Annotated in this window: 23 protein-coding genes; 13 read left to right on the forward strand and 10 right to left on the reverse strand. The window is 69.4% G+C overall.

Annotation, left to right across the window (positions count from 1 at the left end):
- Positions 1 to 61 precede the first annotated feature (61 nt).
- A complete protein-coding gene (locus AC069H_RS16890) occupies positions 62 to 325 on the forward strand; it encodes an amphi-Trp domain-containing protein (RefSeq protein ID WP_125677397.1) in 264 nt (87 codons plus the stop codon).
- Positions 326 to 421: 96 nt separating this feature from the next.
- On the opposite strand, the gene AC069H_RS16895 is transcribed toward AC069H_RS16890, so the two are convergent.
- Positions 422 to 1,147 carry an SDR family oxidoreductase gene (locus tag AC069H_RS16895; protein WP_478232905.1) on the reverse strand — a complete coding sequence of 242 codons (726 nt, stop codon included), beginning with the start codon at positions 1,145 to 1,147 and terminating at the stop codon, positions 422 to 424.
- 93 nt (positions 1,148 to 1,240) lie between these two features.
- On the opposite strand from AC069H_RS16895, the gene AC069H_RS16900 reads away from it, so the two are divergent.
- A complete protein-coding gene (locus tag AC069H_RS16900) occupies positions 1,241 to 1,915 on the forward strand; it encodes a TetR/AcrR family transcriptional regulator (protein ID WP_340681732.1) in 675 nt (224 codons plus the stop codon).
- A gap of 1 nt (position 1,916) precedes the next feature.
- Here the strand turns inward: AC069H_RS16900 and AC069H_RS16905 are convergent, their stop codons facing one another.
- Both AC069H_RS16905 and AC069H_RS16910 read right to left on the reverse strand, forming a co-directional pair.
- A complete protein-coding gene (locus AC069H_RS16905) occupies positions 1,917 to 2,765 on the reverse strand; it encodes a fructosamine kinase family protein (RefSeq protein ID WP_478232906.1) in 849 nt (282 codons plus the stop codon).
- An 86-nt stretch (positions 2,766 to 2,851) separates the two neighbouring features.
- Positions 2,852 to 3,670 carry a helix-turn-helix domain-containing protein gene (locus tag AC069H_RS16910; protein WP_478232907.1) on the reverse strand — a complete coding sequence of 273 codons (819 nt, stop codon included), beginning with the start codon at positions 3,668 to 3,670 and terminating at the stop codon, positions 2,852 to 2,854.
- Positions 3,671 to 3,727: 57 nt separating this feature from the next.
- On the opposite strand from AC069H_RS16910, the gene AC069H_RS16915 reads away from it, so the two are divergent.
- Positions 3,728 to 4,591: an alpha/beta fold hydrolase gene (locus tag AC069H_RS16915; RefSeq protein ID WP_478232908.1), complete on the forward strand. Its 864-nt coding sequence runs from the start codon at positions 3,728 to 3,730 to the stop codon at positions 4,589 to 4,591.
- Here AC069H_RS16915 and AC069H_RS16920 read toward each other — a convergent pair.
- Positions 4,588 to 4,935, reverse strand: coding sequence for a hypothetical protein (locus AC069H_RS16920; protein ID WP_478232909.1), 348 nt, complete (start codon positions 4,933 to 4,935; stop codon positions 4,588 to 4,590). The two genes, AC069H_RS16915 and AC069H_RS16920, sit on opposite strands and share 4 nt — an antisense overlap.
- A gap of 160 nt (positions 4,936 to 5,095) precedes the next feature.
- Between AC069H_RS16920 and AC069H_RS16925 the strand changes: the two genes are divergently transcribed.
- Positions 5,096 to 5,851 carry a thioesterase II family protein gene (locus AC069H_RS16925; protein WP_478232910.1) on the forward strand — a complete coding sequence of 252 codons (756 nt, stop codon included), beginning with the start codon at positions 5,096 to 5,098 and terminating at the stop codon, positions 5,849 to 5,851.
- 98 nt (positions 5,852 to 5,949) lie between these two features.
- The gene (locus AC069H_RS16930; RefSeq protein ID WP_478232911.1) at positions 5,950 to 6,966 is read left to right on the forward strand and encodes an alpha/beta fold hydrolase; all 1,017 of its coding nucleotides are present in this window, start codon (positions 5,950 to 5,952) and stop codon (positions 6,964 to 6,966) included.
- On the opposite strand, the gene xylA is transcribed toward AC069H_RS16930, so the two are convergent.
- Entirely contained in the window at positions 6,963 to 8,132 is a 1,170-nt protein-coding gene (gene xylA, locus AC069H_RS16935; protein ID WP_478232912.1) for a xylose isomerase, read from the reverse strand. The two genes, AC069H_RS16930 and xylA, sit on opposite strands and share 4 nt — an antisense overlap.
- Positions 8,133 to 8,225: 93 nt before the next feature.
- Here xylA and AC069H_RS16940 point away from each other — a divergent pair, with 93 nt between their 5' ends.
- Positions 8,226 to 9,401, forward strand: a complete 1,176-nt coding sequence (locus AC069H_RS16940; protein WP_478232913.1) for an ROK family transcriptional regulator — start codon at positions 8,226 to 8,228, stop codon at positions 9,399 to 9,401.
- On the opposite strand, the gene AC069H_RS16945 is transcribed toward AC069H_RS16940, so the two are convergent.
- From AC069H_RS16945 to AC069H_RS16960, 4 genes are all read right to left on the reverse strand, one after another.
- Positions 9,358 to 9,819, reverse strand: a complete 462-nt coding sequence (locus tag AC069H_RS16945; protein ID WP_478232914.1) for a hypothetical protein — start codon at positions 9,817 to 9,819, stop codon at positions 9,358 to 9,360. The two genes, AC069H_RS16940 and AC069H_RS16945, sit on opposite strands and share 44 nt — an antisense overlap.
- 115 nt (positions 9,820 to 9,934) lie before the next feature.
- Complete coding sequence (locus AC069H_RS16950) at positions 9,935 to 10,234, reverse strand: hypothetical protein (protein WP_478232915.1); 300 nt, start codon at positions 10,232 to 10,234, stop codon at positions 9,935 to 9,937.
- A gap of 141 nt (positions 10,235 to 10,375) precedes the next feature.
- Positions 10,376 to 10,606, reverse strand: coding sequence for a hypothetical protein (locus AC069H_RS16955; protein ID WP_478229412.1), 231 nt, complete (start codon positions 10,604 to 10,606; stop codon positions 10,376 to 10,378).
- 94 nt (positions 10,607 to 10,700) lie between these two features.
- Positions 10,701 to 11,183, reverse strand: coding sequence for an Lrp/AsnC family transcriptional regulator (locus AC069H_RS16960; protein ID WP_478232916.1), 483 nt, complete (start codon positions 11,181 to 11,183; stop codon positions 10,701 to 10,703).
- A gap of 135 nt (positions 11,184 to 11,318) precedes the next feature.
- Here AC069H_RS16960 and pdhA point away from each other — a divergent pair, with 135 nt between their 5' ends.
- The 6 genes from pdhA (at position 11,319) to AC069H_RS16990 (ending at position 17,090) form a co-directional block, all read left to right on the forward strand.
- Entirely contained in the window at positions 11,319 to 12,410 is a 1,092-nt protein-coding gene (gene pdhA, locus AC069H_RS16965; protein WP_478232917.1) for a pyruvate dehydrogenase (acetyl-transferring) E1 component subunit alpha, read from the forward strand.
- Complete coding sequence (locus AC069H_RS16970) at positions 12,407 to 13,405, forward strand: alpha-ketoacid dehydrogenase subunit beta (RefSeq protein WP_478232918.1); 999 nt, start codon at positions 12,407 to 12,409, stop codon at positions 13,403 to 13,405. The genes pdhA and AC069H_RS16970 overlap by 4 nt, the downstream gene beginning before the upstream one ends.
- Entirely contained in the window at positions 13,398 to 14,591 is a 1,194-nt protein-coding gene (locus AC069H_RS16975) for a dihydrolipoamide acetyltransferase family protein (RefSeq protein ID WP_478232919.1), read from the forward strand. Before AC069H_RS16970 ends, AC069H_RS16975 begins: the two co-directional genes overlap by 8 nt.
- Before the next feature lie 81 nt (positions 14,592 to 14,672).
- Entirely contained in the window at positions 14,673 to 15,941 is a 1,269-nt protein-coding gene (locus AC069H_RS16980) for an MFS transporter (RefSeq protein ID WP_478232920.1), read from the forward strand.
- Complete coding sequence (locus AC069H_RS16985) at positions 15,895 to 16,245, forward strand: VOC family protein (protein ID WP_478229407.1); 351 nt, start codon at positions 15,895 to 15,897, stop codon at positions 16,243 to 16,245. Before AC069H_RS16980 ends, AC069H_RS16985 begins: the two co-directional genes overlap by 47 nt.
- Before the next feature lie 71 nt (positions 16,246 to 16,316).
- Positions 16,317 to 17,090: a PE-PPE domain-containing protein gene (locus AC069H_RS16990; protein ID WP_478229406.1), complete on the forward strand. Its 774-nt coding sequence runs from the start codon at positions 16,317 to 16,319 to the stop codon at positions 17,088 to 17,090.
- A gap of 96 nt (positions 17,091 to 17,186) precedes the next feature.
- Here AC069H_RS16990 and fusA read toward each other — a convergent pair whose 3' ends face one another.
- Entirely contained in the window at positions 17,187 to 19,226 is a 2,040-nt protein-coding gene (fusA, locus tag AC069H_RS16995; protein WP_478232921.1) for an elongation factor G, read from the reverse strand.
- Positions 19,227 to 19,471: 245 nt separating this feature from the next.
- Here fusA and AC069H_RS17000 point away from each other — a divergent pair.
- Positions 19,472 to 20,134, forward strand: a 663-nt coding sequence (locus AC069H_RS17000) for an isocitrate lyase/phosphoenolpyruvate mutase family protein (protein WP_478232939.1), incomplete at its 3' end; no start/stop codon positions are given.

Raw genomic sequence — 20,134 nt, forward strand, 5'->3', positions numbered from 1 at the left:
GATCACGCGATTGAATGACGGCACGGACACCCGGCCAGGGTGTCGGACACTGGAGGAAATCGTGACCGGAACCGCTCCCCGAGACGTCGAACGCGTCTACTCCACCGCCGACGTCGTCGCGAAACTGCGCCGGCTCGCCGACGCGCTCGAGTCCGAGACCTCTTTCCGCATCCAGATCGCCGGGGAACGGTTCCGTGTCCCCGCTCGCGCGCAGTTCTCGATCGAGCACGAGCGCGGTGACGGCGAGGAAGAGGTCGAGTTCCAGCTGAAGTGGAAGATCGAAGAGACCGACTCGGACGACGACTCCGAAGGAACCGTCGTCTGATCTTCTGTCCATAAAGGACTGGGGCGGGCTCGTCATTCGTCGGCGGGCCCGCCCCTTTCGCAACGCGCCACCACTGCTACCTCTGATCCAAGAAGCTCAGACGATCCCGCCGTTGGCGCGAAGGACCTGACCGTTGACCCAGCGGGCCGGGCCGGCGAGGAACGAGACGACCTCCGCGATGTCGGACGGGGTGCCGAGGCGTTCGAGCGGGGGCTGCGCCGCCATGCTCGTGATGGTCGCCTCGTCCTTGCCGTCGAGGAACAGCGCCGTGGCGGTCGGGCCGGGGGCGACCGCGTTCACGGTGATGTCGCGGCCGCGTAATTCGCGGGCGAGGACCAGAGTGATCGCCTCGACCGCACCCTTCGAGGCGGCATAGGCGGCGTATCCCGGCAGCGCGAGGCCGAGTACCGACGTGGAGAAGTTGATGATCGCGCCACCGTCGCGGACTCGGCTGGCGGCCTGCTGGTCGACCACGAAGGTGCCGCGGATGTTGGTGCGGTGCAACCGGTCCAGCCGGTCGAGGTCCAGTTCGGCCACCGGCGCCAGGTACATGGCACCGGCGGCGTGGACCACGACGTCGACTCCGCCGAAGGTCTTCTCCGCGGTGTCGAACACGGCCGCGACGGCCTGCTCGTCGGCGACGTCGGCCTGTGCCGCGATCGCCTGACCTCCGCCGTCGGTGATCGCGTCGACCGCGGCCTGCGCCTCGTCCTTGTTGCCGCCGTATACGACGACGACCGCGAACCCGTCGGACGCGAGCCGCTCGGCCGACTGCCTGCCAATGCCCCGCGAACCGCCGGTGACGATCGCTACGCGTGCCATGCAAGTGCTCCCATCAGAGGTTTCCATTGCTAACGAGATCACTGTATCAGCGATATCGAACCAGCGATACCGCGCGAGTGTTATCGTTGATACATGACGTTGACCACGAAGGACCGGTTGATCCGCGCGGCGGCGGAACTCTTGGAGGAGGGCGGACGCGAGGCGTTGTCGACGCGTGCGGTCAGCGCCGCCGCCGGAGTGCAGGCGCCGACGCTCTACCGGACCTTCGGCGACAAGGACGGTCTTCTCGATGCCGTCGCCACGTACGGCTTCAAGAGCTACCTGGAGGGAAAGCACGCTCTCGGAGAGACCGGCGACCCGGTGCGCGACCTCCGGCGAGGCTGGGACCTCCACGTCGAGTTCGGCCTGCACCAGCCCGCCTTCTACATGCTCATGTACGGCGAGCCCCGCGTTCGCGAAGCACGCAAGGAGGCCGACGCGATACTCCGCCGGATCATCGAACGCATCGCCGAGGCGGGCAGGCTGCGCGTCCCGGTCGAGCAAGCCGCGCAGCTGGTGCACGCGACCGGAATGGGGGTGATCCTGTCGTTCCTCGCGAGCCCGCCGGAGCAGCGCGATCCGGACCTGATCACCGCCGCTCGCGAACACGTGATCGCGGCGATCACCACCGACAGCGCGGACAAGGCTTCGGACATCCCCAGCCGCGCCATCGCGCTCAAAGCCGCATTGGAGAAGGAACCCGGCAATGTCCTGACCTCCGCCGAGCAGGCGATGCTCGCCGAATGGCTCGACCGCCTCGCGCGCTGAATCACCGGCCGACGGCCTTCGCCGCCGCGACCGCCTGCCCGGCGTAGGACCGTCCGAAAAGGACGGTGTGGACCAGTAGCGGGAACAACTGGTGCGCGCCGATCCGGTCGGCCCAGCCGTCGGCGAGCGGGGCGACCTCCTGGTAGGCGGCGAGCACCCGGTCGAGCAGCGGGCAGCCGAACAACTGCAGCATCGCCAGATCGGTTTCACGATGGCCGCCGTGGGCGGCCGGATCGATGAGCGAGGCCTCGACGGCTCCCCACAGCACGTTGCCGTTCCACAGGTCACCGTGCAGGCGCGCCGGAGGTTCGGACACCTCGGGGAGCCGTGCGCAAGCCTGCTCGATGGCAGCGGCTTCGTCACCGTTCAGGATGCCCTCGTCGACCGCGCGACGGACGTAGGGCAGGACCCGGTGCTCGGCGTACCACGTCGGCCAGTCCTCGCCCGGCGTGTTCTCCATCGGGGCCAGGCCGATCCACGCGTCGGCGGGCCCGTCCGGCGGCGCCGCGCCGAACGCCGGCGCACCGGCCGCGTGCAACTCCGCGAGCCCACGCCCCAGCCGCTCCGCCGCGTGATGCGTCGGCCGTCCGCCGCCGACCAGTTCCGTGACCAGCCATTCACCGTCGTGGCCACGAACCTCGGGCACCCGTACCGCACCGGGCTCCCCCAGCCACCGCAGGCCTGCGGCCTCGGCCGGTGTCGCGTTCCGGGCGTGGCCCCGTTTGACGACCACCGTGTCGCCGTTGTCGAGTACCACTTCGGTCACCTCGCTCGACAGGCTCCGCTGCCCGGCGACGGCGCGTCCGGTGATCTTCATGGCAGCCTCGGCAGGCGTCGAAACCTGGGTCATGCCCCGCAACCTACCTCCGCCGATCGGGTGAACGCTCGTTGTCCCGCGGAAATTCGCGTGCGTGCGCTTTCGAGAGACGAACGGCCTTACCGGGGCGGAACGAACAGCCCCGCCGGCTTCCCGACCTCGGCCGGGGTGCGTCCGGTCAACGCCCGAAACTCACGGATGAGATGCGCCTGGTCGCTGTAACCGCCCGAATGCGCGACCTCCGCCCAGGAAAGCGACGACGTCCGGTCCAGCAGGGCCAGCACGCGATTGAGCCGGGCGATCCGTCCGACCGTGCGAGGATTCAGCCCGATCTGCTCGCGGAACCGGACGTTGAGATGCTGCCTGCTCCAGCCGATCTCGTCCGCGAGGACGTCGACGCGGACCGGGCCCGCGCAAAGCCGGTCCCACGCGTACCGGACAGGTGCGGCCAGCTCGGGGCCGCGAGCGACCCTCGCCGCGAGGTAGTCGTCCAGCAGCCGGAATCTCTCCGGCCAGTCCGCCGCCTCGGCCAGCCGTTCGGTCAACGATCCGGACGGCAGCAGGTCCGACGCCGCGACGACCGAGTTCGCCAGCTCCCGCAACGGGATCCCGAACAACGCGTACGAACCGAGCGGGGGCAGGGTGACGATGATCCCGCGCGAAGCGCCTGCCTGGTCGACTCGCAACGGCCGGTCGCGCAGGCCCAGCACCGGCGACGCGGGAACATCCGGTCCCCTGGCAGGCGCGTCGATGTCGATCACCCAGGTGAGCACGGACAACGGGGTGACCTGCCAGGAGTTCGCGCCCGCGTCGGGAAGATCGTGCGCGACGTAGCTCGCCACATGGGCGGCGAGGCCGGGGTGCGGCCACCGGAGAATCCGCTCGCCGGGTGCGCGGACGATGTCCCGCCGCGGCACCACGAGACCCCACCCGCCCATGCCGTCATCTTACTTTCGTTCAAGACCCGGAAGACGGCTTTGCCTAGCGTTCCGCTCATGAACAAAATCGGAGGCTTCAGGAATCCGGCGGCCGAAAAACGCTATTTCGCCGCCTACGACCGTGCCATGGCCGAATGCCCGGAACCGGGCGCGGTCTTCGACGTCGAAACGCGCCATGGCACCACGCGGGTCTACCGCTACGGTGACGGCGGCAGTCCGATCGCCCTGCTGCCGGGCCTTCTGGCGACCTCGGCCTGCTTCGCGGCGCTGATCCCCGCATTGGCCGAGCGGCACGCCGTCTACGCGATCGACACTCTCGGCGAAGCGGGCCGCAGCGTGCAAAAGGCGCCGTTCAAAGACATCCGCGACCGCGCGAACGCCCTCGACGACGTTTTCGAGAACCTGGAACTGACCGACGTCCGTCTCGTCGGTGGTTCGACCGGCGGCTGGCACGCGGTGAACCAGGCGATCCACACACCCGGCAGGCTCGCGTCCATCGCGTTGCTCGACGCGACCACCGTCTCCGCGCCGTTCGCCCGGAAGGTGTTCCGGTACAGCTTGGCCGCCGCCGTACTCGACAGCGACCGGCTGTGGCGCCGCTTCGTGACGTGGTCCGCCGGCGAGGACGTCCTCGACCAGCCCGCCGCCCGGCTCGTGCTCGCCGGGATCCGGTGTTATCGCGCCCGAGTGCCGTTCCAGGTCTGCCCGGACGAGGAGGCCTTGCGGTCCATCGAAGTACCCACGCTCGCCCTCTTCGGCGGGCGCAGCGTCGTGCACGATTCCGCCGCTGCCGCCGCACGACTGGAGAGTCTGCTCCCCCATGCCGACGTCGAAATCCTGCCGGACGCCGGCCACTACCTCTATCTCCGCCCGCAGGACCGCGTCCTGATCATCGAGCGGGTCCTCGACAAGGTCGCTTAGGCGGCCAGACTGGCGCGGCAAGCGGCGATCAGCCTGGCCGAGGCGGCACTTTCGCCGTGGCCGCACCGAGGACAGGACATCGTGACGTCGCCGGACAATTCGTCGACCGAGACGGTCAACGCGGTCGCGCAAGAACGACACCAGCGGTGGCGGGTGATCGGGTTGACGTGCAGCGGGGAAGCCACGCACTGGTGGATCCAGCGGCCGTGCACGTGGCAGGTCAGACGGTCGTCCGGGGACAGGCGGCCGACGTCTTCCGCGTCGTCCTCCATCGCCAGCAGAACCGGCAGGGTGCGGCTCACCGGGTTCAGCCGCGTGGTCGAGGCCAGTGTCGTGGTGTTCATCGCTTTCTCCTTCCGGCTCTTGTCAGGACGTCGAACAGGGAGCGCCAGATACGACACGCCGGGCAGCTTTTCGCCGAAACCTCCCTCAGTAGGGTGAATCGATCTTGGTCGAATCCGAACCGTTACCCCATTCGGGTTAATCGCGCGTATCTTTCGGATCATGACGTCCGCACTCGTTTCACTGTCCACATCAGACAGTCGCGGACCCGGCTACCTGCTGTTTCCGCCCGCCGGCGGTACCAGCCGAGCGTTCGACGCGCTGGCGGGCGCGGTCGATGCGGACATCCGAGCCTTCGAATATCCCGGACACGGGGAACGGCTCGCGGAATCACCGGCGTCCTCGCTCGAAGAACTCGCCGCACACCTGGCCGCCGCGACACCGAAACCCTGGTTTTCCCGCTCCGTGACGATCGGATTCGGGATGGGTGCCTTCGTCGCCTTGGAAACCGCTCAGCGGCTCGGCGTCGCCCCCGGTGCGCTGGTCGTCGTGGACGCGTGCGCCCCGCAGCGACGCTCACCGGACAAGAACGCCAAGGCGGGCGCGTCGGCGATGGGGCGGGTGTTCGGCCGCACCGGGCTCACTCCCGTCGCGGGTTACCGTGACTCACCCGAAAGCTGGGAGTACGCCCTGGACCTGCTGCTCGGCGACCTCCAGCTGCTGAACGCCTACCGTGGGCCCGCCAGGACCCGGCTCCCGAGCCCGATCGCGGCGATCCGAGGCACCGACGATCCCGCGTCCGCCTCAGGGGACGACGCCACGGGTGGCTGGCGGGTGTGGACGTCCGGTCCGTTCGTGGGGCGCGTCGTACCCGGTGGGTATCTGGGCGTCCTCGAGCCAGGCAGAGAGGCCGAGTTCTGGGCCCGGATCCGAAGGCTGGAAGCGGCCTTCGTGACCGCCGAACCTGAAGTCGCCTAGTAGATGACGTACACCGGTGACGTCGTCCGACGGTCGCCGCGCCAGGAGCCTGCCCCCTAATTTCGTCCCGTACCAGGCGTTTCGCGGGAGGAATCAGGATGCTCAGCAGGAGAAGGTTCGCGCAGGCCGTCGTCGCCGCGACAGCGGGGGCCACCGTGGCTGGCTGCTCGGCCCAGCCCGCGGCGGCACCGGCGGCGGCGCCCGCCACGACCGGCGGGACCACCTCGTTCGGGCCGATCAAGCAGATCGACGCCGGGGAACTGAGCATCGGTTACGTCGAAGCCGGCCCCGCCGGCGGTCCGGTGGTGGTCCTCCTGCACGGCTGGCCCTACGACATCCACAGCTACGTCGACGTCACCCCGCGTCTGGTCGCGGCCGGGTACCGGGTGATCGTGCCGTTCCTGCGGGGCTACGGACCGACCCGGTTCCTGTCGAAGGACACGTTCCGCAACGGCCAGCAGTCCGCGATCGCCGCCGACATCATCGCGTTGCTGGACGCCCTCAAGATCGAGAAGGCCGTCTTCGGCGGCTTCGACTGGGGCGCTCGCACGGCCGTGATCATCGCCGCGCTGTGGCCCGAACGGTGCAAAGCGCTCGTCTCGGTGAGCGGCTACCTGGTGACCAACCGGGAGACGAACAAGCAGCCGCTTTCCCCGGCCGCCGAGCTCGGCTGGTGGTACCAGTACTACTTCGCCACCGAGCGCGGCATCCTCGGCTACACGAAGAACCGCCACGACTTCAACAAGCTGATCTGGAAGATCGCGTCGCCGAAGTGGAGCTTCGACGACGCGACCTACGACCGTTCCGCGGCCTGCTTCGACAACCCGGACCACGTCGCCATCGTGATCCACAACTACCGGTGGCGGCTGAGCCTCGCCGAGGGCGACCCGAAACTCGACGCGCTGGAAGCGAAACTCGCGCAGGGGCCGGCGGTTTCGGTGCCCACCATCACGATCGGCAGCGATTTCGACGGCCCGAACACCGACGGCAAGGCGTACCGGTCGAAGTTCTCCGGCAAATACGAGCACCGCGTCCTGAACGGGATCGGCCACAACGTGCCACAGGAGGCCCCGGCGGAATTCGCCAAGGCCGTCCTCGACGTCGACCGGTTCTAGCGTGCCCCGGTGAGGTGTTCGAGGGCCAGCTGGGACAGGCGGATGAAGCCGTAACCGCGTTCCGCCGCCTTGTCCGGGTCGAAGTCCTCGAACGCCGACCGGTCCGCCAGCAGATCCGCCGCCGTCTCGCCCTCGTCGAGGGTCGGCGTCGCCAGTTCCGGGACGAGGGCGGCGTCCAGCGCGGCACGCACCTCGGGATCGGCGCGGAACGCGCGGGCTCGTTCGGCGAACAGGAGATAGCTGGCCATGTTGGCCTCGGCACTGGCCCAGACGCCGTCCATGTTCTCCGTGCGCAGCGGCTTGTAGTCGAAATGCCGCGGCCCGTCGTAGCCGCCGTGCTCCAGCAGGTCGACCAGGAAGAACGACGACAGCACGTCGCCGTGCCCGAACACGAGGTCCTGGTCGAACCGGGGGCCGCGCTGGCCGTTGAGGTCGATGTGGAACAGCTTGCCCTGCCACAGGGCCTGCCCGATGCCGTGGACGATGTTGAGCCCGGCCATCTGCTCGTGCCCGACCTCCGGGTTCACGCCGACGATCTCGTGATTGTCCAGCGTGGAGATGAACGCGAGCGCGTGCCCGATGGTCGGCAGCAGGATGTCGCCGCGTGGTTCGTTCGGCTTCGGTTCGAGCGCGAGCCGAAGGCCGTAACCCTGGTCGAGGACGTACTGGGCGAGGAAATCGATGCCCTCGCGGTAGCGGTCCATCGCCGCGCGAACGTCCTTCGCGGCGTCGGTCTCGCTGCCTTCCCGGCCGCCCCAGAGCACGAACGTCGACGCGCCGAGTTCGGCGGCGAGGTCGAGGTTCCGGAGCACCTTCCGCAGCGCGTAGCGACGGACATCGCGATCGTTGCTGGTCAGGCCGCCGTCCTTGAAAACGGGGTGGCTGAACAGGTTCGTGGTGACCATCGGGACGACGAGGCCGGTCTCGGCGAGCGCGCCCTGGAAGCGCTTGAGGTGCCGCGCACGTTCCGCGTCGGCCGAGCCGAATGGGACGAGGTCGTCGTCGTGGAAGGTGATCCCCCAGGCGCCGAGATCCGAGAGACGATGCACGGCTTCGACCGGGTCGAGCGGAGGACGGCTCGCCGGGCCGAACATGTCGTTCGCCTGCCAGCCCACGGTCCACAGCCCGAAGCTGAACTTGTCCTCACGCGTCGGTGCCTGAGCCATCTCGCCTCCCAATTAGTTTGATGCCTGAACTTATCGACGCCACTCCGGCGGGTCAAGGCTTTCGTTCAGGCATCGAACGAATAGAATCGCGCGATGATCGGCACGCGCCCGGCGGGACAGCACACCGTGCGGCAGCACAACGCCGCCCTCGTCCTCGGGGCGATCGCGGATGGTCCCGGCACCTCACGGGCCGGCCTGGCCGCCGTCACCGGACTCACGAAGGCGACCGTGTCGAGCGTGGTCGACCGGTTGATCGCGGCGGATCTCGTGGCCGAAGGCGAACCGGAACAGCGCGTTGGCCCCGGGCGGCGCGGCACCGTCGTGTCGCTCTCCCCCACCGGCCCGCACGGGCTCGGCATCGAAATCGGCGTCGACTACCTGGCGTCCTGCCTCGTCGATCTGACCGGCACCGTCCGGGCGCAGGAGGTCCGGTACGCGGACAACCGGACCCCGCGCGTCTTCCAGCGCGTCTCGGCGTTCCTGCGCAAGGCACGGAAGCAGGCGGACGCGCTGGGTGTTCCCGTCGGCGGCGTCGGTATCGCGGTTCCGGGCCTGGTCGAATCCGGGCTCGTGCGGCTGGCGCCCAACCTGGGCTGGCGCGACGTCGACCTCGCCGACCGGCTCGGGGGGACCTTCACCGTCGCCAACGAAGCGAACTTCGCGGCACTCGCCGAACTCTGGCACGGCTCGGCATTGCCCGATTTCGTCCACGTTTCCGGGGAGATCGGAATCGGCGCGGGAATCGTGCTGGACCGCGCCCTGTTCGAAGGCGTCCGCGGCGCGGGCGGCGAGATCGGCCATCTCCCGGTGGCACCCGACGGTCCGCCGTGTTCCTGCGGCGCGAACGGCTGTCTGGAACGGATGGCGGGACAGGAGGAGATTCTGCGGCTGGCCGGCGTCGAGACCGTGGACGCCCTGATCTCCGCGCTGGAGTCAGGCGACGACGCGGCGCTTTCCGCAGTGACCACCGCCGCGGGACACCTCGGCGTCGGACTGTCCACTGTGGTCAATCTGATGGACGTTCCGGCCGTGGTGCTAGGCGGAACCTACGCGCGGCTGGAGCCGTGGCTGCGTGAGCCACTCCTCACCGAGGTGGAGCGCCGCGTGCCCAGCACGGCGTGGTCGCCGGTGCGGGTCGTCCGCTCGGCGCTCGGCACGGGAGCCGCCGTACGCGGGGCCGCCGGATCGGTGATCCGCGGCATCCTCGCTGACCCGGAGCACTATCTCACGACTCACTGGCCATCCGATCAGGACGCTCAGGGCCGCTGACCCCGGGCAGCAACGGCTCGATGGCCTGCGCCCGGCGTTCGATGTCGGGCCTCCGAGCCCGTCGCGCGTAGTCGATGAGGGCTTCACGGTCGTCCTGGGGAAGCCAGCCCTGCTCGCTCCCGGTCTCCAACCGCACGAGGTACTGCACCAGCTCCACCGACTCGGCACCGAACTCCCGCATCCGGCGCGTCAGCAGCTCCGCCGCCGCGAGATAGCCGTTGTTCCACGCGTGGACCGCCAGCAGCTGGGCCGTCGCGGCGAGGATGTCACCGAGGTGGAACCCGCCCTCCGCCGCGAGATGCCCCGCGAGGCGGAAACTGCGTCTGCCCTCACCGACCGGCCCCTCCTCGCGAATCGCTTCGAGCAGCGCCCCGATCTGCCGCGTCAGGTAGTCCTGACCCGCGCCCTCCACCGTCACCGCATTCCTCCACCCAGTCGCCGCGATCGTAGGAAGGTGTCAATGGGGAGCAGGTCAGATACATCGAATGCCGAACCGTTATCACCCGAATGGCGTGCTCGGCGATGCGTCTCGGTCAACAGGGTGCCACGGCTCCGGTCTCGCCCGCGGCGCACCAACCCGGATGCCGACGAAGCCACTCGTCGCGCTGCTTCTCGACGTCCCGTTGCGTCATCCCCCGCCCGGCGTTCACGCAACCGCCGGTCCGGCCCTTGATGGTCGTCCCCGGCTCGTGGCACTGATCCTCGTCTTCGCGGCAAGCCGCCTGTACCTTCGTCTTGGCCGGCACCTTGCTCGTCGTCGGAGCCGAACTCGCGCAGGCGACCGCCACGAAGCACGCCACGGCGACCGGCAGCAGGAGCAGGACACGCACCATGATTCCTCCGCCTCCGCCATCGAACCCGACTGTATTCGGGGGGAGGGCGAAGAGCGTTACAGCGTCACCGCCCGGCGAACGTGTCAGAAACCGTCGCCATCCGGCGGACATCGACGCGCGCATCAAGCGCATACGCCGCACTCACGCCACCAGCCGCTCGACGACCAGGAGTGCTCCCACCGGGATCATCGAGGCGCCGGAGATCCGGGAAACGGTCCGTGACACGGCAGGGCGTGCGCGCAACAGGGATTGCGCTCCCGCCCCGACGCACGGGTAGACCACCGCGCAGGTGCCGACGAAGGTCAGGCCTAGAACACTCATCTGGAGCAGCACCGGCCAGCGCACCGCCGGGTCGGTGAATTGCGGCAGCATCGCGACGAAGATCGCAGGAGCGTCTATGAAGGATCTGGGACACTCACCGTCCCAAATCCTTCATAGACGCGAGACCTCCGGCCGGCACACGTCCTTACCACTCACGAGGGGCGACGCCCGGCTGTTCTTCGAAGATCAGCCAAGTCCGCGTCGACCGCACGCCGTCCAGCGCCTGCAACCGTTCCAGTACGACATCCCGCAGCGAAGCGTTGTCCGGTGTCCGCACCAGCAGCAGGATGTCGAAGTCGCCGCCGACGAGCGAAACGTGCTCGACGAACGGGATCTGCCGCAGCTCGGCCGACATCGTCCGCCATGACGTCTGCTCGACGGTGATCAGGATGTACGCGCTCGTCCCGAGTCCGGCCCGCCGCGGGTCGATCCGGGCGCCGAAGCCGGTGATGACGCCTTCGGACATCAGCCGGTCCAGTCTCGCGTAGGCGTTCGTACGCGAGATGTGCAGGCGCTCCGCCAGCGCGCGGACGGCGAGCCTGCCGTCGGCGGTGAGTTCGGCGACGATCGCGCGATCGATGTCGTCGAGGGCAAGGACCGTTCGTCCCGGATCGCGGCCGTGAGCCACGCCACTAATGGACGGTTGGCCCGGCTGAACCGATTCTGAGGACAGTTTGTCGCTCATTTCGCGTACCTCTTGAACACTGGGACTCCGGAAACCACCATCTCAGCATCATATGTCTGTGAAAGGTGGTGCTGCGCCATGTCGCGGGAGACCCCTGCCGCCGCGTTGCTGCCGTCCGAAGTCCCGGTGCGGTTCCTCGCCGAGGACGGCACACGCGTCGACGAGCACGGCGGCTATTCGGACCCGCCGTCCGAACGGCTCGTCGAGGCCTACCGGCTGATGGTGCTCGGCCGCCGGTTCGACGCCCAGGCGACCGCGCTGACCAAGCAGGGCCGTCTCGCGGTCTACCCGTCGAGTGCCGGCCAGGAGGCCTGCCAGGTCGCGAGCGCACTGGCCCTCACCGACGCGGATTGGCTCTTTCCCACCTACCGCGACTCCGTCGCGCTCGTCGCCCGCGGCCTTGAACCGGGCGAGATCCTGACGCTTCTTCGCGGCGACGCGCACTGCGGCTACGACCCCGCCAAGACCCGTGTCGCTCCGCAGTGCACCCCGCTGGCCACCCAGACCCTCCACGCGGCCGGGCTCGCCCACGCGATGCAGCGCCGCGGCGAGGACAGCGTCGCGTTCGCGCTCATCGGGGACGGCGCCACCAGCGAGGGCGACTTCCACGAGGCGCTCAACTTCGCGGCCGTGTTCAAGGCGCCGGTGGTGTTCTTCGTGCAGAACAACGGGTTCGCGATCTCCGTGCCGTTCGAGAAGCAGAGCGCCGCCCCCGCGCTGGCGTACAAGGGTGTCGGCTACGGCGTGCGCTCCGAGCAGGTCGACGGCAACGACGCCGTCGCGGTCCTCTCAGTGCTGGACGATGCCATCGCGCACGCGCGCTCCGGCCTCGGCCCCGTCCTGGTCGAGGCGCACACCTACCGGATCGACGCGCACACCAACGCCGACGACGCCACCCGCTACCGCGATCAGGCCGAGGTCGAGAAGTGGCGCGCGGCCGACCCGGTGCGCCGTCTCGAAACGTATCTGACCACCGAGAATCTGCTGTCCATCAACGATATCGAGCGCTTCCAGGCCGAGGCTGAGACGTTCGCCGCCGGGGTGCGCGACACCCTCAACGCCGACGTCGAGCCGGATCCGATGTCGCTGTTCGAGCACGTGTACGCCGTCCCGACCCGCCAACTCGCCGCCCAGCGGGCGCTGGTCGCCGCCGAACTGGAGGCCCGATGACCGAGATCTCGATGGCACAGGCGCTCAACGCCGCTCTGCGCGACGCTGTCAAGGACGACGACCGCGTACTCATCTTCGGCGAAGACGTCGGCCCGCTCGGCGGCGTGTTCCGGGTGACCGACGGCATCACCGCCGACTTCGGCGAGGAACGCTGTTTCGACACGCCGCTGGCCGAGTCCGGCATCGTCGGTTTCGCGGTCGGGATGGCGATGGGCGGGTTCCGCCCGGTGGTCGAAATGCAGTTCGACGCCTTCGCCTATCCCGCCTTCGAGCAGATCACCTCGCACGTCGCGAAACTGCGTAACCGCACCCGCGGCGCGCTGTCGCTGCCGATGGTCATCCGCATTCCCTACGCGGGTGGGATCGGCGGCGTCGAGCACCACTGTGATTCGAGCGAGGCCTACTACACCCACACGCCCGGCCTTCGCGTCGTCACACCCGGCACTCCCCAGGACGCCTACGACCTCCTGCGCGACGCGATCGACTCACCGGATCCGGTGATCTTCCTCGAACCCAAATGCCGCTACTGGTCGAAGGATCCCGTGTCCTTCACCCGGGACGGCGCGGCCATGGACCGCGCGGTCGTGCGCCGCGAGGGCAAGGACGTCACGCTGATCGCGTACGGCCCGATGGTCGCCACCGCGCTGGAGACCGCGGAGGCCGCGACCGCCGAAGGCTGGGACGTCGAGGTCGTCGATCTCCGGTCGCTCAGCCCGTTCGACGACGAGACCGTGACCGCGTCGGTGCGCCGCACCGGACGCGCGGTCGTCGTCCACGAGGCCGCCGGGTTCGGCGGCTACGGCGCCGAGGTGGTCGCCCGGGTCACCGAGCAGTGCTTCCACCAGCTGCACGCGCCGGTCCTTCGGGTCACCGGCCTCGACATCCCCTACCCGCCACCGAAACTGGAGCGTCATCAGCTTCCGGACGTCGACCGGATCCTGGACACCGTCGCCCGGCTGCAGTGGAACGACGAACCGGTGGTGGCCGGTGCCTGACTTCCTGCTCCCGGACCTCGGCGAAGGGCTCACCGAAGGCACCATCGTCACCTGGCTGGTCGCGGAGGGCGACTCAGTCGGTGTCGACCAGCCCGTCGTCGAAGTGGAAACCGCGAAGGCCGCGGTCGAGGTGCCGGTGCCGTTCGCCGGCGTCGTCACCCGCCTCCACGGCGAACCCGGCCAGTCGCTTCCGGTCGGCGCTCCCCTGCTCACCATCGGCCCCGCCTTCAGCGAACCCGGCGTGACGACCGCGAGCGAAGGCAGCGGCAACGTCCTCATCGGCTACGGCACGACCACCACGACGAGGCGCCGCCGGACGCGCACCGTCGTCGCCACACCCGAGAAGCCGTCGAAAGCGCCGGGCGTGATCTCCCCGTTCGTCCGCAAGATGGCCGCGGACAACAAGATCGACCTGACGAAGCTGACCGGCAGCGGTCCGGGCGGGATCATCCGGCGCGCCGACGTCGAGGCGGCGCTCGCCGTCCCCGAGCAGCGGGACGGCGAGACGCGGATCCCGCTGACCGGCGTTCGCAAGGCGGTCGCCGACAAGCTGACGACCTCGCGCCGTCAGATCCCCGAAGCGACGGTCTGGGTCGACGTCGACGCGACCGGACTCGTCGCGGCGCGCAAGTCGCTCAACGCCTCGGCACCGGATCGCCGGGTGAGCCTATTGGGCCTCGTCGCCCGGTTCGCCGTGGCGGGCCTGCGGAAGTACCCGGAGCTGAACTCGCGTGTCGAGGGCGACGAAATCGTGCAGCTGCGGGACATCAACCTCGGTTTCGCCGCGCAGACCGACCGGGGTCTCGTCGTACCGGTGGTCCGCGACGCGGGCTCACTGTCCACAAGGGAGCTTTCGGCCGCGATCGGAGATCGCACCACACAAGCCAGGGAAGGAAAACTCGGCCCGGCGGGTCTCACCGGCGGGACTTTCACGGTCAACAACTACGGCGTGTTCGGGGTCGACGGCTCGGCCGCGATCATCAATCACCCGGAAGCGGCGATCCTCGGCATCGGCCGGATCATCGACCGCGCCTGGGTGGTCGACGGCGCGCTCGTGGCGCGCAAAATCTGCGAGCTGACCCTGGCGTTCGACCACCGGGTGTGCGACGGCGGGACCGCCGGCGGATTCCTGCGGTTCGTCGCCGACTGCGTCGAATCGCCGGTCACCGCGCTCGGGGAGCTCTGAGCGGGCCGCACAACCCGCGGTTGTGACCCGCCAACGACACGTTGTTCGACTTCGAGGTCCCGGCTTGCTTGGATCTCGCGAGTGGGTGGGAGATCACTGGGACGACGGTTCGGCTGGCTGTGGGCGGCGTACGCGGCGAGCGCGTTCGGAACGAGGTTCGCGTTCGACGCGTTCAGCCTGATCGCCATCGTGGCGCTGGGCGCGGGCACCACGGAGGTCTCGCTGCTGGCGGCCGCCGGTCTCGTCGTCGGCGCCGTGGTCGCGCTGCCGCTCGGCCCCTGGGTCGAGTTCCGCCGCAAACGGCCGGTGATGATCGCGATGGATCTGATCCGGTGTGCGGCGCTGCTGACCGTCCCGGTGGCGTACGCGTTCGGCTTGCTCGGGTTCGGTCAGCTTCTCGCTGTGTCCGTCATCGTCGCCGCAGCCGACATCACGTTCCTGGCCGCCAGTGGGGCGTTCCTCAAAACCCTGCTGCCACCCGAAGATCTGCTGATCGCGAACGGCCGATTCGAATCGACGACCTGGACCGCGACCGTGCTCGGTCCGCCGCTCGGCGGTTTCGCCGTCGGCCTCTTCGGACCGGTGATCACGATCGCCGCCGACGCGGTCAGCTATCTGCTCTCGGCGATCGGGATCCGTGCGGTCGGTGGTTCGGAACCGACGCCCGCGAAACGGGAGGGCCCCCGGCTGACCGGGCGCGACCTGCGGGAAGGCTGGCGGTTCATCCTCACCCACCCGTTGCTGCGGCCGCTGTTCGTCAACACGATCGTGGTCAACGGCCTGATCATGGCGACCGCGCCGCTGATGGCCGTCCTGATGCTCGGGCAACTCGGCTTCGCTCCGTGGGAGTACGCGGTCGCCTTCGCCGTGCCCTGCCTCGGTGGGCTGATCGGGGCGAGGCTCTCCCGGACCGTGGTCGCCCGGTACGGCCGGGACCGCGTCCTCTTCACCGCCGGTTGGCTGCGGGTCTGCTGGCCCGTCGGGCTGGTCTTCATCCAGCCCGGTGTGCCCGGGCTGATCCTGGTCATCGTCGTCGAATTCTGCCTGATCATCTGCATCGGCGTGTTCAACCCGGTGCTCGCCACCAGCAGGCTCGAACAGGTTCCCCTCGACCGAGCGGCGCGCACGCTGTCGGCCTGGTCGATCGCCGGGAAACTCACCACCGCTTCGCTGACCGCCCTGTGGGGCCTGCTCGCCGCGTTCACCGGACCGCGCGCGGCGGTCGGCATCGCCGGAGCGCTCATGCTCGCGACCCCGCTCCTGCTCCCCCGAAACCGTCGGAGGGCTGTGCCAGTATCGGCGCATGGCGATCAAGAGAGTGGTAGCCGACCTCGAGACCAAGTCCCTTGAGCAGGCGAGAACCTTCTACGAGCGGGTGCTCGGTTTCGAAGTGGTGATGGATCACGGCTGGATCGTGACCCTGGCCGATCCGGATCGGCCGGAGGTGCAGCTGAGCCTCATGACCCACGACGAGACGGCGCCCGTCGTCCCGGCCGTCTCGATCCAGGTGGACGACGTCGACGCGGCGTACGACGAAGCGAAGGCGTCCGGCGCCGAGATCGTGCACGAACTGACCGACGAGCCCTGGGGTGTCCGGCGGTTCTTCGTCCGTGATCCCGGCGGTCACGTGGTCAACGTGCTGTCCCATCGCTGAAGCCTGTTTCATCGAAATTTCATGACTCGTCCCTAGCGTTCGAACACGCACCGTAGTCGAACGAAAGGGGCATGAATGTGAAGAAGCTCAGGGGGGTCCTGGCGGCGGCCGCGCTGGCCGCCGGGCTGATCGGCGTCACGGCGCCGGCTGCCCAGGCCGACCAGGCGCGCTACTACATCCTCATCGGCGGCACCTGCGATGGGGCCGCGACCGTCTACAACGACGCCTGGTTGCGGGGCGGGATCAAGAAGGTGGTCCACTACCCGGCAGGGGCCGCCGGAGCACCGAACTGCGACCAGACGCCGATGGACCAGAGCGTCGCGCGCGGGCACGAAGAAGCCCGTCGTGTCGCCCAAAGCTCCTTCGACGAGAACCCCGGCGCGGAATTCACCGTCGTCGGCTACTCGCAGGGCGCACTGGTCGCGAACCTGGTGCTGAACGACATCGCCGACGGGAAGCTGGCCGTGGACAGGTCACGGTTCAGGGCGAAGATCTTCGCCGACCCGATGCAGCCCGTCGGCCCGCCGGGACGCGGGATCAGCGCGGTGCTCCCGCCGGGCACCGGGGCACCGTCGCCGTTCGGCGGCTACGTGTCGTTCGGTCCCGGCCGCACCGACTTCGGCGGTATCCCGTACATCCGCTACTGCATCGAAACCGACGGTGTCTGCCACTTCGACACCCTCGAAGCGCCGGGCGGGTACTTCGCCCAGCACTTGTGTTACCAGTGGGCCCGGCCCACCGATCACCGCTCGATCATGGAGGACACGATCGCGGACGGCGTGTACACCAACGGATCGCACGCGTTGCCGCGGCAGAACTGCCGTCCGCCGTGGCCGGTGGCGTGATCGGCTGAAGACGGCTGCCGCCCGGCGCCCGATCGCCGGGTGACAGCGGTTCGGGCGATGGCCCGCCCACAATGTCGTGGGCGGGCCATCGTCGATCTACCGGACCGGCTGTCCCTCCGGTGCCGGGGCGTGGCCGGTCGGCCGGGCCGTGAACGTGCCCCGCCCCTGGGTGCGGCTGCGCAGCCGTGTCGCGTAGCCGAACAGTTCGGCCAGCGGCACGGTCGCGGTGACCACGGTCGTTCCCGCGCGCACCACCGACCCCAGCACCCGGCCACGCCGGGCGGCGAGGTCGCCGAGCACCACGCCGACAGCACTTTCGGGCACGGTGACAGTCACTTCGGCGACCGGCTCCAGCAGGGTGACCGTGCCGGCGGCCAAAGCGGCCCGGAGCGCGAATCGCCCGGCCGTCCGGAACGCCATCTCCGACGAGTCCTTCGCATGGGTGGCCCCGTCGGTCAGCGTGACCCGCACACCGGTCACCGGATGCCCGCCGAGCGGGCCTTCCACCAGCGCGTCACGGCAACCGGCTTCGACAGCGCGGACGTATTCCCGCGGCACCCGGCCACCGGCCACAGTGGACTCGAACTCGAACTCCCCTTCCTCCAACGGTTCCGTGTCGATGACGACGTGGGCGAACTGCCCGGCGCCGCCGTCCTGCTTGACATGCCGGTAGACGAAACCGGACACGCCCCGAGCCACCGTCTCGCGGTAGGCGACACGAGGCCGCCCGACGCCGACGGCCAGGCCGTGGTCGCGCCGGATCTTCTCCACCGCCACCTCCAGATGCAGCTCGCCCATTCCCGAGAGCAGGGTCTGGCCGGTCTCGCGATCGGTCCGGATGACCAGCGACGGATCCTCCTCGACCAGCCGCGCCAACGCCGCCATCAGCCGTTCCGTGTCGGTTCCCGTCCGTGCCTCGACGGCGACCGACACGACCGGATCGGCCACGACGGGCGGCTCAAGCAGGAGCGGCTCCGACGGCGTGCACAGTGTCGCGCCGGCGCGGGCCGTCTTCAGCCCGACCACCGCGACGATGTCGCCCGCGACGGCGCTGTCCACCCTGGTGTGCCGGTCCGCCTGGACCCGCAGGATGCGGCCGACGCGCTCGATACGACCGCTACCCACGTCGATCACCGCCTCCGAAGTCCGGATCGTGCCCGAGTACACCCGCAGGTACGTCAACCGCCCGGTGGCGGTCGAGGTCACCTTGAACACCAGTGCCGCGAACGGCGCCGACGGATCGGCGGGCCGTTCGCGGGCCGTGCCTTCGTACTCACCCCGGACCGCCGGGACATCCGACGGCGAGGGCAGGTACGCCACCACGGCTTCCAGCAACGGCTCCACACCCCGGTTGCGGTAGGCCGAGCCGCACAGCACCACGACGCCGTCCCCGGTGCGGGTCAGCTCGCGCAGCGCCAAGACCAGCGTCTCCGTCGAAACCGCCGAAGACTCGCAGAACTCGTCCAGCGCGGCCGGATGGAGTTCCGCCACGGTCTCTTCGAGCAGACGGCGACGCCGGTTCGCTTCGTCCACAAGGGACTCCGGAACCGGTCCTTCCTCGGCCCTCTCGGCGCCGTCGGCCCAGACGAGCGACCGCATCCGCAGCAGGTCGACGACACCCACGAAGCCGTCCTCCGCCCCGATCGGCAGCTGGACCACCAGCGGACGCGGATGCAGCCGCTCCCGGATGGACTCCACGGCCGCGTCCAGATCCGCTCCCGCGCGGTCGAGTTTGTTGACGAACGCGATCCGCGGTACGCCGTGCCGGTCGGCCTGGCGCCACACCGATTCGCTCTGCGGTTCGACCCCGGCGACGCCGTCGAACACCGCGATCGCGCCGTCGAGGACGCGGAGCGACCGTTCGACCTCGTCGGAGAAGTCGACGTGGCCGGGGGTGTCGATCAGGTTGACGAGATGGCCGTCCCACGTACAGCTGACGGCGGCGGCGAAGATGGTGATGCCACGGTCTCGCTCCTGGGAATCGAAGTCGGTCACGGTCGTGCCGTCATGAACCTCACCACGTTTGTAAGTGGTTCCGGTGACGTACAGGATCCGTTCGGTCAGCGTGGTCTTGCCCGCGTCGACATGGGCGAGGATGCCCAGATTGCGGACGGCGGACAAGGGGACGGTGCGCATGGCGCGGGCCTTTCGAAAGTGATCTCCGGAGCTCGGACTGCGCGATTCGGGCGAACGCGGGCAGGCGCCCTCGCCGTCGTGAGACGACGGGAAGCGGGCGCGAGAAAGTCAGGCGTTCGTCAACGGGCCGGTGCTAGCCGCGCGGCAGGCACCGGACGCGCGGAGACACGAGGATCACCTCGTAGCGGGCCGAGGGGACGACGACGGCGTGGTGATGACGCACTGTCCTGTCCTTCCTCGCCGGGATGATTCGCGGCGAGTGTAGCCACCGGAGACGCGGACCGGGAACCGGTTTTCCGCGGATCCGGAGGAAACTGGGCGAAGACCCGACCGGTTTCCGGCGACGGCGGTGTCCATCCTTTCGAGGGACACCACAGGAGGAAGGAACCGGGCATGGGGGCGGACGAGCTGCTGGGCTTGGCGAAGACCGGCGCCGTCGGCCGCGACCTGGAGTACACCGATCACCGGACCGGCAAGCTGGGCGTGCCGATCGGCACGCCCAGCGGCTCGCGGACATCCGCTCGGCCGCGACCGAGGCCGGCGTCCCGATCGTCGTCAACGCCCGGGTCGACGCGTTCCTGGGCGACCGCGGGATCCCGGAGCCGGAAAGGCTTGCCAAGGCCATCCGGCGGGGCAGGCTCTACCGGGAGGCCGGCGCCGACTGCGTGTATCCGATCGGGGTGCGCCGCCGGGACGACGTCGCCGCGCTGGTCAGCGAACTCGCGTGCCCGGTGAACGGCAACTTCGGCGAGGAACTGGATCTGGCCGCGCTCCGGGAACTCGGCGTGGCCCTGAGTGCCCCGGTCGTGGGGGGGGGGGGGGGGGGGGGGGGAGAACCCCCCCCCCCCCCCCCCCCCCCCCACGCCCCCCCCCCCCCCCCCCCCCCCCCAACCCCCCCCCCCCCAGAC

This window comes from Amycolatopsis sp. NPDC043887, from assembly GCF_056435665.1.